Below are 11328 nucleotides of genomic sequence, written 5' to 3'. Positions count from 1 at the left end.
AGAATCCCAGGTCGTTTAGCTCAGCTGGGAGAGCACCTCCCTTACAAGGAGGGGGTCACTGGTTCGATCCCAGTAACGACCACCATATTCGCAAGCGAGGCTGAGATATCAGCTGCGGTTGCAGAGAAAGTCCCCACTCAGATGGGGATTTTTTTTGCCTGAAATTCAGTGAACAGCACTTTCTATTGTTCGATCTCTTAACCTGCCCCGTCAGCTCCCGCCTTATCCAAGCGCCCTTTTCCATTCCTGCTCTTGGTCTACTGATGTCTGCTCATCTTATTGCAGCTCCTTGATCGTCGCCTCTGGTGAGCGGCAATAAAAAGGGCAGGCCAAGGCCTGCCCGCAAAGATGCGCAAGGTGCTACATGATCCCGCGGATCAAGATCCCGCTGATCAGCAGCGGCGCCACCACGCGCCAGCACCAGAGCAGCGCCAGACGCAGGGCGGGTGATAGGCCTACAGGGAGAATGGCATCACCCAATCGCCAGCCCAGCAGCAGGGTCAGTACCAGACCAAACAGCGGCATCATCAGGTTGGAGGTCAGATAGTCGAGCAGCTCGAAGATGGTCTTGCCAAACAGGGTCAGATCGCTCCATGGGCCGAACGACAGGCTCACCGGAATGCCGGATGCCATGATAAGCAGGGTCAGTACCCGGCAGGCGCCACGGCGCGACCAGCCCCACTCCTCGGTGGTGAAGCGCACCAGATGCTCCAGCATGGAGATGGAGGAGGAGAGCGCGGCCACCAGCAGCAACAGGAAGAAGACCACCCCCAGCCCCTGACCGAACGGCAGATGGCTAAAGACGGCAGGCATGGTCATAAAGGTGAGTCCTGGGCCTGCGGTAGGGTCGATACCGGTGGAGGCCAGCGCCGGGAAGATCATCAAGCCCGCCAGCACCGAGATAAGGCTGGCCAGGGTGACCACCCAGACCCCAGAGCGCAGCACCCCTTCGCTATTGGGCAGGTAGGCGCCATAGGTAGTGTGTACCCCGAGCCCGATAGAGAGGGAGAAGAAGGCCAGCCCCAGCGCGTCCAGCACGCTTTGGCCGGTCAGCATGGAGAAGTCCGGCAGCAGCAGCTGGCGCACACCCGACATGGATCCTGGCATGGAGAGGCCGACCCCCACCAGCAGCAACATCATGATGAAGAGCGCGGGCATCATCCAGCGCAGTGCCCGCTCAACCCCTTTCTGAATACCCCCCTGCACGAACCACCAGGTCAGGCCTGCGAAAATCAGATGGGTCAGCACCGGCCACCAGGGGTTGCTGACATAGCCGTTGAACAGGGCTGTGAGGGCGCTTCCTTCGTTCAGGTTGAGCTTGCCAGCCATCGCCAGCGCGGCGTAACCCACGGTCCAGCCGCCGACCACGCTGTAGAAGCTGTAGATAAAGAAGCCGCAGGCGATCCCCATATACCCCATCCAGCGCCAGTTCGGCCCCGCCAGTTTGCGAAAAGCGCCGAGCACCCCGCGCTGGCTATGGCTGCCGAGCAGGGTTTCGCCGACCTGTACCGCTACCCCCAAGGTGAAGCTGAACAACAGAAACACCAGCAGAAAAGCGCCACCGCCATTGGTGGCGGTCACATAGGGAAACTTCCAGATGGCACCAAGGCCAATCGCTGTGCCTGCTGCGGCCAGCACATGACCGAGACGGGAAGACCACTGAACCTGGCTCATACAACCTCCGGGTAACACGACATCGAAGCAATACTCCTGAGTAGCAATAAACGACAGACCATAAAAAAGGCCGCCTGAGGCGACCTTTGCAATGAACATTCAGAAAAACTGTGCGTGCAAGGTCACCTCTCTTGCGAGCTAAAAAATCGACCAAACAGCACGAGGATGGCAGACATGAGGTGACAACCTGACTTATGAATGAGGAAACAGCCTAAACCATGGAAAGAATAATTGACACATAAAATCAAAAATTTTTTATGTGTGCCGCTGTCACCACTCTGACTGTACGTACAACTCAATTGGCGAGCGCGTTGCCGGGCCGTATCTTTTCTACCTTGTGGCTATTTACTGGGCGATAATCGACGTAGCTTCTTCTGGAACTAGTGACCGCTACATGGCGCTGACGGGAACAACGATGAAACAGGATGTCGTATGAGATGGATGGTGCTGCCCTGGTTACTGATCTGCCTGAGTGTGTCGGCGCAGCCCGGATTAACCCTGCTGAGTCACGACTTACCCCCCTTTACCGAATACCGCGACGGCAAGCTCGACGGATTTGCCATTCGCCTGATCGATGAGGTGCAGGAGGAGCTTGGCACCCGCTATCCGGTGCGGATTTACCCGCTCAAGCGGGCGCTGGCGCTGGCACGGGTCGAGCCCGGCTATGGACTGTTCGTGGTACAGCGGCTCCCGGAGCGGGAGTCCCATTTCAAATGGGTTGGCCCGCTCTTTATCAATCGGGTCTTTATCTATCAGGCGCCGGATAGTCGCCACCCGCTGACCTCGCTGGCACAGCTGCGGGCTCTGCCCAGAGTGGGGGTCGTGCTGGGCAATGCCGATGATGTGCGGCTGACCCATGAGGGCTACACCAATCTGGTGCGCTACAAGACAGTCGGGGAGGCGATAGAGCGGCTGATGCTGGGCAAGATCGATGCCTTGCCGATGGCGGAGCTGGTGATGGAGGCCACCCTCGACAAGATGGGGTTATCCCGGCGTAGCATCATCAGCAGTGGTGTACTGCTTCATCAGGCCGGTCTTTATATCGTCTTCTCCAAGGGAACGGATGATGCCGAGATCACCCGCTGGCAGCATGCCCTGGAGGCCGTCAGAGCCGCACAGGGGCGGGCCGATGAGCCCACCCGCGAAGAGTAACCGTCACACCAGACCGCGAATCAAGATCCCGCCGATCAGCAAGGGGGCAATCCAGCGCCAGCAGTTCATCAGCAGGTGATGCCAATGGCTGGCAATCCCCTGCGGCAGCGCCTTGCGTCCCAGCTTCCAGCCCAGCAGCAGCGTCAGCATCAGGCCGAACAGCGGCATCATCAGGTTGGAGGTGACAAAGTCCAGCAACTCGAAAATGGTTTTGCCAAACAGGGTGACATGTTGCAGCGGGCCAAACGACAGGCTGACTGGAATGCCGCACACCATGACGAACAGTGTGATGGCGCTGCAGGCGTTACGACGCGACCAGCCCCAGGTTTCGCACAGGAAGCACTGCAGGTGCTCCAGCAGCGAAATGGCGGAGGAGAGCGCGGCAAAGACCAGCAGGGAGAAGAAGATCACCGCCAGGCCCTGACCGAAGGGCAACAGCTGGAATACCGCCGGCATGGTCATGAAGGTGAGGCCCGGGCCCGCAGCAGGATCGATACCGGTCGATGCCAGCACCGGGAAGATCATCAAGCCCGCCAGTACCGCCACCATGCTGGCCAGCAGCACCACCCAGAGGCTGGAGCGACCAACCCCTTCACTGGAGGGCAGGTAGGCGCCGTAGGTGGTATGAATGCCCAGACCGATGGAGAGAGAGAAGAAGGCCAGCCCCATGGCGTCGAGCACGCCGGACATCCCCAGCTTGCTGAAGTCGGGCATCAGGAAGTGGCGTACCCCCGCCATGGCGTTGGGCAGGGTGAGGCCAAAGGCGACCAGCATCAGGATCATCACGAACAGGGCCGGCATCATCCAGCGCAGGGTGCGCTCTACCCCTTTCTGGATCCCGCCCTGCACCACCATCCAGGTCAGTGCCGCAAACAGCAGATGAGTGAGAATGGGCCAGACATCGCCGCTGACATAGTCATTGAAGCGGGCGGTGAGGGCCGCCGCATCCCCATGATTGAGCTGGCCGGCAGCGGCCATGCCGGTATAACCCAGGGTCCAGCCGCCCACCACGCTGTAGAAGCAGAAGATCAGCAGGGTACTCAGCACCCCCATGACGCCGACCCAGCTCCAGCGCTTGCCGAGCAGCTCGCCAAACGCCCCCGCAACACCGCGACGGCTCATGCTGCCAAGCAGGGTCTCGCCCATCAGTACCGCAACCCCCAGGGTGAAGCTGAAGAGCAGAAAGACCAGCAGGAAGGCGCCGCCGCCGTTGACGGCGGTGACGTAGGGGAATTTCCAGATTGCGCCGATACCGACCGCGGAACCCGCTGCGGCGAGGATGTAGCCGAGTCGGGATGACCATTGGGACTGCTTCATAAGAACTCCAATCGAGCGCCCCTTGGCAGGGGCAGAATGGCGCTCATGTTACGGAGGTCACTGCGCAATCACTACGACGGTCATCAGGTGTAAATGCGATTTATTGGCATGATTGGCTAATTTAATTCTGTTTTTTGCCCAATCCTGCCACCAAATAAAAACCGGAGCGAGATTGCTCCGGTTTGGTCTCTGACAACTGCTCGTCGGCGGACTAGATCACCCCGAGCTCCCGCAGCCGCTCCATCAGGTAGCTGTGGGCGGTATGGCGCTCGGAGAGCACCACATCCGGGCGCGGATGGAGGAACAGCGGCAGCGAGATGCGTGACTTGGCGGCATTGCCACCAGTCGGGTTGATGACGCGGTGAGTGGTGGAAGGGTAGTAGCCGCGAGAGGCCTCCTGCAGCATGTCGCCGATATTGATGATGAGGGTGCCAAAGTCGCACGGCACGTCCATCCACTCGCCATCGGAACCCTTCACCTGCAGCCCCGGCTCGTTGGCGGCGGGCAGAATGGTGAGCAGGTTGATATCCTCGTGGGCGGCGGCGCGGATGGCGCCCGGCTCCTCGGTGCCATCGAACGGCGGGTAGTGCAGCACCCGCAACAGGGTCTTCTGGCTCTCTTCGAGCATCGAGGAGAGGGGGCAGCTGTAGTTGGCGGCGATATCGGCCGGGGTGTACTGCTCGACCCAGCCCAGCAGCTCGGCGGCCAGACCGTTGGCGAGGCGATAGTACTCCATCGCCTGCTCCTTCAGTTCTTCCGGCATCTGGCCCCAGGGGTAGATGTGGAAGTACTCCTTGATGTCTTTCTGGCTATGGCCCTTGGCCACCTCGGAGACCGAGGGGGGGAAGTAGCCATCTTGGGTCTCGCGGTTGAACAGGAAATCCTGCTTCTGCTCGCTCATGAAGAAGCGATACCAGTTGTCGTAGATGGACTGCACCAGCTCTTTCGGGATGGGGTGGTTGGTCAGCACGCCAAAGCCGGTGGTTCGCAGGGATTCGGTGAAGCGTTGGGCCGCATCGGGTGAGCGGTAATCGACGGTCAGGACTTTCATTGTTTTTGTTGCGCGCCAGTTAAGAGATGGCGCAGTTTACCTTGCGCCTGATAACAAGGAAAGCGGGTTGGCCACCCCGTCTGGCACGGCGTTGAATAGTGACAAAAACATCAAATAAACCGTACCAGACCGCGCGGGAGTGCATCCCTTGTTATGGCCTTTTATCCTCTCTAGAATGCCGCTCACTATCTTTTCCGGAGTCTGTTCATGTCCCCCAAAATTCTGTTGCTGACCCTGCCGGTATTGCTGGCGGGATGCAGTGCCCTGTCAGAAGATGAGTGCCGCACCATGAGCTGGTACAACCTGGGTTATCAGGATGGATCGGAGGGCAAAACCCGTCAGGCGACCCGCGATTACGTTTCGTCTTGCAGCGAATATGGCCTCAAAGTGGATGAGGCCGAGTGGAAACGGGGCTACGACAAGGGACTGGAGCTCTACTGCATTCCCGAGCTGGCTTACAGCAAGGGCAAGGAGGGGCAGGCTTATCTGGGGGTATGCCCCAATGACGCCAGCTTCCTCAAGCAGTATCAGCGTGGCTACGAAGAGTACAAACTGGCTGCTCGCCTGCGGGAGATCAGCGACGAGCTGGAGCGTACCGAGCGGGATATCGATACGCTGGAGCGCAGCATCCGCAACGAAACCAACACGGAACAGCGCGACTACTACCGTGCCAAGCGCGATCGGGCCATTCGCCACTACGAATCCCTGCGCCGGGAGTATAACCGTCTGCGTTATCCGGATCGGGTGATCCAGTTCTCCTTCGGCGGTTAATCCCTCGCTTCATGGCCAGCGCGCGTGCTGGCCATGTTGCACCTTGTCAGATCAGGGCAGTACCCAGCGCTGCAGCGCCAGTGCGATACCATCTTCGTTGTGGTCGGCCGTGACCCGATGGGCATGGCTCTGGATCTGCGGGGCCGCATTGCCCATGGCCACCGCCAGCCCCACCTGCTCGAACATGCTGATGTCGTTGTTGTTGTCACCAAACGCCACCACCTGCTCCATCGCAATCCCTTCGCTGGCAGCCCACTGGGCAAGTCGGTTGCCCTTGCTGCAACCGGGCTGTACCAGCTCCACCGCATAGGGGGCCGCCCAGTCACGGGTAAAGGGCATCTGCTCGACCACCTCGCCCATAAAGGTGTGCAGGCGTGCCGGATCCTGATTGAACAGCTCCAGCTTCCAGACCGGGTTGTCGAGCCAGCCTGCCAGCTCCTCAACCGGATGGATGGCGATCTTGAGGTGGTCCGGCTGATTGGCCGACCAGTGGCGGATGCGGGTGACATGCTCTTCGCAGCCGATGTAGCCGATCCCTTCGCTCAGGTGGAACAGGGCGCCCATCTGCTGTGCCTCGACCGCGGCCAGCAGCTCGGCAAGCGGGGCGGCCGCCAGCGGGTCGCCGCTGAGGATCCGGTTCTGCACCGGATCATAGAGATAGGCGCCATTGCTGCAGATGAGGGGGGTATCGAGGGCCAGCTCGTGGTGGAAGGGACGCGCCGTCATGTAGTGACGCCCCGTGACCAGCAGCACCTTGATGCCGTGGGCGCGGGCCTGCGCCAGTGCTGTCCGGGTGGCCGACGAGATCTTGTGATCCCGGGTCAGCAGGGTGCCATCCATATCGAGCGCGATGGCCTTGTACTCACTCATAGCTCCTCCAGCATCGAACAAATCCGCAAAGAGCCTTACCGTCCCAGACCCGGCGCCCCGATGCAAGTCTTGCCCGCGGCCGAAGCGCCGAACTGTGATCCCTTCGTGGCTCAGGTGCAGCTGGCCAGCTGTTGACGACGGTCGGCACGGCGGCGTAGCAGATAGAAACCGGCGGCACTGGCAAGGGAGCAGAGGGTGGCGAGATAGAAGGGCCACTCGGTACCGGCCAGCAGCACCAGACTGCCGAGCAGCACCGCCAGGATCTCGCTGCCCACGGCGAGGGCGCGGTAGAGCCCCATCGCCTGCCCCTGCTGCTCCGGGTGACTGCGGTTGGAGATCGCCACCGAGGTGGCCAGCTCCCCCAGACTCATGCCGATGCCGGCCGGAACGAAGGTAAGCGCCAGTCCCCACCAGTGCACGGGCAGGATAAAGAGCAGCATGCCGCTCGCCATCACCAGATGGCCGACAATCCCGAGGGAGCTGCCGCGCCAGTGGCGGGCGATGCGAGAGCCGAGCCAGGAGCCCGCCATCATGGGCAGGCTCACCAGCACCGCCGCCTGCGCCAGCTGGGCCGGATCCCATGCCAGCCTCTCCACCAGCCAGATATTGAAGTAGGTGAAATAGAGCTGCACGGCGCCATAGCTGATCAGGGTGAGCGCGAAGTAGGGCAGCAGGGCCGGTTGCAACAGCAGCTGGCGGCTGGAGAGGGTCGCTGTCTGACGGGTGGCCGCCGCCGGCGGACGATAGGGGATCAACCAGTACACCAGCAGCAGGTTGAGCAGGGTCATTCCTACCGCCAGCCAGGCGGCCAGACTGTAATCCCCCGAGATCACCGCGGCATAGCCCCCGATCATCGGTCCCACTACCCAGCCCAGATTCATGCCGATGTTGATCCAGGCGAAGCTGCGGGCCTTGTGCTCCTTGCCGGCGAGATCTGCCGCCATCGCCTGCACGATGGCGATGTTGCCGTTGCACAGCCCCTCCACAATCCGGCTGAGCAGCAACATGGGGAGGGAGCGCCAGGCGATACCGAGTGCCATCAGGGCATAGCCTGCCAGTACCCCCGCCAGCGAGAGCAACAGCAGTGGCTTGCGGCCATAGCGATCTGAGAGGCGCCCGAGCCAGGGGCTGCCCACCAGCTGGAACAGCGGATAGAGCCCCATGATGACCCCCAGCCACACCTTGCGGCTCCAGTCGGAGGCTTCCGGCGTCAGCATGCCGTGGGCCGGATCCAGCAGCAAAGGTGCCAACACCGGGGAGGGGAGACTGAAACCTGCAACTGCCAGCGTGACCGTCATGACCAGCACCCAGAGGGGATTTTTGTGCCCTTGTTTCTCCATGTTGCACCCATTAAATAAAGTTATTGGTTTATTTATGCTGATTCATAGACGGGATTAAGTAAAGTGAATTGTTGATTTAATAAAGGGCGCACCCCATAATGAGAGCATGAACGCAAGCACCGACAAGATCCTGTTTCTGCTCAAGAGCCATGGCCCGCAGAGCGCCGCCGCGCTGGGGGAGCAGTTGCAGATGACCTCCATGGGCGCCCGCCAGCACCTGCTCACGCTCGAGCAGGAGGGGTGGGTCACATTCAGCGACGAGGCCCGCGGGCGCGGTCGTCCCGTGCGGCTGTGGCAGCTCACCGAGCAGGCCTGGCAGCGCTTCCCCGATAGCCATAGCGATCTGACCGTGCAGTTGATCGACAACGTGCGCGAGCTGTTTGGCGAGGAGGGGATGGAGCGGCTGATCCAGCAGCGGGAGCAGCAAATGCTTGCTCGCTATCAGGAGGCGCTGGGGTCCCATGGCCTCTCTGGCCGGTTGGCGGCGCTCAGGGAGCAGCGCACTCGCGAGGGCTACATGGCGGAGATCCGCCGCGAAGAGGATGGCAGCTGGCTGCTGTGGGAGAGCCACTGTCCCATCTGTGCGGCGGCGCGCACCTGCCGCGGTTTCTGTCGCAGTGAACTGGCGCTGTTTCGCCAGCTGCTGGCGCCGGCGACGGTGGAGCGGGAGCAATATCTGCTGGAGGGGGCGCATCGCTGCCTCTATCGCATCACGCCGCCCGCGCTCTGATTGCGTCAAACGCCCAAAAACAACAAAGCAGGCGCCGGGATGCCTGCTTTGTTGCCTTCGGGGAGGGGGTTCTCTCGTTCCAGCCCGTCGTTTCCCGATAAGGTAAGACGGCTGATGGGGCTCTTGACCCGGTAAGGTCCTTCACCGCAGAGACCCGGTCAGGTATCTGCTTTGCCACCGGAAGATGTAACCATAGTATCCCTCCCGTGCCGGTGAGTGGTTGCAAAGTAACCACTTATTTCGGTTGTTTTTGCAATAGTTCACCCTTAATCTAGGAAAAGTGGATTAGTCATTGCAACGAGGAAGGGTAAATGCTGAAACTTGATCGCATAGACAGACATATTCTCGAGCTGATGCAGGAGAATGGCCGCATCAGCAATCTGGAACTGGCCGAGCTGGTCGGGCTCTCCCCGTCCCCCTGCTCCCGCCGGGTCAAGGCGCTGGAGGATGCCGGCCTCATCGACACCCACGTTACTCTGCTCAACGCCCGCCAGCTTGGCCTCACCCTCACCGCCTACATTCACATTTCCATGGACAGACACACGCCCGAGCGGTTCGAAAACTTCGATCGCGCCATCAGCGAACTGCCCGAAGTGCTGGAGTGTGACCTCATCACTGGCAATGATGCCGACTACCAACTCAAGGTGGTGGTGCGCGACATGGAGCACTATCAGCACTTCCTGCTGGACAAGCTGACCCATATTCCGGGGGTGACCGGAGTGCGCTCCAGCTTCGTGCTGCGTCGCATCAAGCACAAGACGGCACTACCGCTCAACCATCTGGGGTGAGCCCGCGCAAGCCGCTTATATAAACAGAAAGAGGAGGCCAGTGGCCTCCTCTTTTGCTATTCGCTCTTGGTTATTCGGTAGTGGTTATCGGGTCTGGATTAGCTGTCGCGGTGACGGGGCGACTGCCGCTGTCAGACGCTGACCTGGCTGATGTCTTCCACCTGCAGCAGCCAGCCGCTCTGCTCCTGCTGCGGTTCGCCGCTGACCCGCAGCCGCTCGCCGGTCGGCACCCACTGCCCCTCGGGCAGGGAGACCAGCAGGCTCTCGCTGCCGTTGTCGAACAGCCAGCGATCTTCGCCAAGCGATTCAATCAGATAACCTTCCATCTCCACTCTGGACTCGGCTTGCCAGGATGGCGCAACGGAATCACGGCTCTCGATGAAATCCCCCTGAACACCAAAACTGGCTAGCCCCCACAGAATGGAGAGCCCGACGATGGATGTTTGCATCTTGTCTCTCCTCTTTTGGAACTGTAGGGCCAGTATGGGAACTGAAAACTGAGCGCACCATGAACAAGGTGGCAAAGTGCTGGCGAGATCGCGAAAAAATCCGGCCAATTGGCCGGCAGTGTCATTTTATGGTGCCTGGATCACACTATTTGGCGGCTTCTTCTGCCATCCGTTCAGCTCTTGGCTTATTCGTCCACATGGCTACCCCGCGATGATCCCCACAGATCCCCTCTGCCACCACGGCGCGAACCCGGGTGCCATCTTTGCAAATGGCCTGCCAGGCGTCAGCATCATCGATGGCGAGCGAGTTGGGGGGCGGCGTGGTTTGGCAAGCCGTGAGCAGCAGAGCGCACAGGGGGAGCAATTTTTTCATGGCGGACTCCTCGGGGTGATGGGGGACTGAGAGGATGGGGATGACCTCTCCATCCGGGCTTCACTCCCCAGCATCAGTGATAACCGGTTAAGGGGCAAGGGGAGGGGCTACCGACAGGCGCAGGTGCCGTGCAGCCGGGGCTTGCCCTGTACTCTCCTTGGGCCTAAGGTGGGGCCGTTTTACTGCCTTATTGAAGGAGCGTTTTCATGTCCACTCTCTATCCCCGCGTCGGGGTCGGCGTCATCCTGACCAACGCCCAAGGCCAGGTGCTGCTTGGCAAACGCAAAGGGAGCCATGCCCCTTACTGGTCGATCCCGGGGGGGCATCTGGAGTTGGGGGAGAGCTTCGAGTCGGCGGCGATCCGCGAGGTGGCCGAGGAGACCGGACTTGAGATCCACGGGCCCGAGGTCGTGGCGGTGACCAACAATCTGGAGACCTGGCGCGAGAGCGGGTTGCACTATATCTCGGTGACGCTGCATGCCAAGGCCGATGGTGAGCCGCAACTGCTGGAGCCGGAGAAGTGCGAAGGCTGGGTCTGGTGCGATCCGCGCGCGTTGCCCGAGCCCCATTTCGACGCCAGCCGTCAGTCCATCGCTTGCTGGCTGGCGGGGCGCTGCTATCTGCCGGGTGATGTGCCAATGGTGTCGGCCGAATCAGTCTGATTGTCATAAAACGATCATCGCGCTGTCATAATATCTCCTCTCCATCGGGAGAAGAGGGATGAGGGAGAAGAGCGTGGGGCAGGTATTTATTCAGTTTTTATGGCTGGGATGCATCAGCTTTGGTGGTCCGGCCGCTCATATCGGCTATTTC

Annotated in this window: 12 protein-coding genes and 1 tRNA gene; 6 read left to right on the top strand and 7 right to left on the bottom strand. The window is 60.7% G+C overall.

From position 1 onward, the window contains the following. Window positions 1–9: 9 nt before the first annotated feature. Window positions 10–85: transfer RNA gene (locus tag DBR30_RS00615), tRNA-Val, on the top strand. 275 nt (window positions 86–360) lie between these two features. Here DBR30_RS00615 and DBR30_RS00610 read toward each other — a convergent pair. Next, window positions 361–1674, bottom strand: coding sequence for a sodium-dependent transporter (locus DBR30_RS00610; RefSeq protein ID WP_108542217.1), 1314 nt, complete (start codon window positions 1672–1674; stop codon window positions 361–363). Between the two features lie 432 nt (window positions 1675–2106). Here DBR30_RS00610 and DBR30_RS00605 point away from each other — a divergent pair, with 432 nt between their 5' ends. Continuing rightward, window positions 2107–2826 carry a substrate-binding periplasmic protein gene (locus tag DBR30_RS00605; protein ID WP_108588147.1) on the top strand — a complete coding sequence of 240 codons (720 nt, stop codon included), beginning with the start codon at window positions 2107–2109 and terminating at the stop codon, window positions 2824–2826. A 3-nt stretch (window positions 2827–2829) separates the two neighbouring features. Here the strand turns inward: DBR30_RS00605 and DBR30_RS00600 are convergent, their stop codons facing one another. After that, complete coding sequence (locus DBR30_RS00600; protein ID WP_108541621.1) at window positions 2830–4143, bottom strand: sodium-dependent transporter; 1314 nt, start codon at window positions 4141–4143, stop codon at window positions 2830–2832. Between the two features lie 211 nt (window positions 4144–4354). After that, window positions 4355–5194 (bottom strand): isopenicillin N synthase family dioxygenase, encoded by an 840-nt coding sequence (locus tag DBR30_RS00595; protein WP_108541620.1) that lies wholly within the window; start codon window positions 5192–5194, stop codon window positions 4355–4357. A 207-nt stretch (window positions 5195–5401) separates the two neighbouring features. On the opposite strand from DBR30_RS00595, the gene DBR30_RS00590 reads away from it, so the two are divergent. Next, the gene (locus DBR30_RS00590) at window positions 5402–5965 is read left to right on the top strand and encodes a DUF2799 domain-containing protein (protein WP_005362971.1); all 564 of its coding nucleotides are present in this window, start codon (window positions 5402–5404) and stop codon (window positions 5963–5965) included. Window positions 5966–6016: 51 nt separating this feature from the next. On the opposite strand, the gene DBR30_RS00585 is transcribed toward DBR30_RS00590, so the two are convergent. Both DBR30_RS00585 and DBR30_RS00580 read right to left on the bottom strand, forming a co-directional pair. Further along, complete coding sequence (locus DBR30_RS00585; RefSeq protein ID WP_108541619.1) at window positions 6017–6835, bottom strand: Cof-type HAD-IIB family hydrolase; 819 nt, start codon at window positions 6833–6835, stop codon at window positions 6017–6019. Between the two features lie 110 nt (window positions 6836–6945). Continuing rightward, window positions 6946–8175 (bottom strand): MFS transporter, encoded by a 1230-nt coding sequence (locus tag DBR30_RS00580; protein ID WP_108541618.1) that lies wholly within the window; start codon window positions 8173–8175, stop codon window positions 6946–6948. A 106-nt stretch (window positions 8176–8281) separates the two neighbouring features. Between DBR30_RS00580 and DBR30_RS00575 the strand changes: the two genes are divergently transcribed. Together DBR30_RS00575 and DBR30_RS00570 are read left to right on the top strand one after the other, a co-directional pair. After that, window positions 8282–8905: a helix-turn-helix transcriptional regulator gene (locus tag DBR30_RS00575; RefSeq protein WP_108541617.1), complete on the top strand. Its 624-nt coding sequence runs from the start codon at window positions 8282–8284 to the stop codon at window positions 8903–8905. Window positions 8906–9216: 311 nt separating this feature from the next. Then, the gene (locus tag DBR30_RS00570) at window positions 9217–9693 is read left to right on the top strand and encodes an Lrp/AsnC family transcriptional regulator (protein ID WP_005304871.1); all 477 of its coding nucleotides are present in this window, start codon (window positions 9217–9219) and stop codon (window positions 9691–9693) included. 131 nt (window positions 9694–9824) lie between these two features. Here the strand turns inward: DBR30_RS00570 and DBR30_RS00565 are convergent, their stop codons facing one another. Beyond that, window positions 9825–10142 carry a hypothetical protein gene (locus DBR30_RS00565; protein WP_005343224.1) on the bottom strand — a complete coding sequence of 106 codons (318 nt, stop codon included), beginning with the start codon at window positions 10140–10142 and terminating at the stop codon, window positions 9825–9827. Between the two features lie 145 nt (window positions 10143–10287). Beyond that, window positions 10288–10515: a hypothetical protein gene (locus DBR30_RS00560; protein WP_005335715.1), complete on the bottom strand. Its 228-nt coding sequence runs from the start codon at window positions 10513–10515 to the stop codon at window positions 10288–10290. Between the two features lie 206 nt (window positions 10516–10721). On the opposite strand from DBR30_RS00560, the gene DBR30_RS00555 reads away from it, so the two are divergent. Continuing rightward, on the top strand, window positions 10722–11177 hold the full coding sequence (locus tag DBR30_RS00555; protein WP_108541616.1) for a nucleotide triphosphate diphosphatase NUDT15: 456 nt from the start codon (window positions 10722–10724) through the stop codon (window positions 11175–11177). Window positions 11178–11328 lie beyond the last annotated feature (151 nt).

It is taken from the genome of Aeromonas sp. HMWF017, assembly GCF_003061465.1.
Classification (GTDB): domain Bacteria; phylum Pseudomonadota; class Gammaproteobacteria; order Enterobacterales; family Aeromonadaceae; genus Aeromonas; species Aeromonas veronii.
Note: the sequence above shows the minus strand (reverse complement) of the source record. Positions and strands in the feature narration are given on the sequence as shown.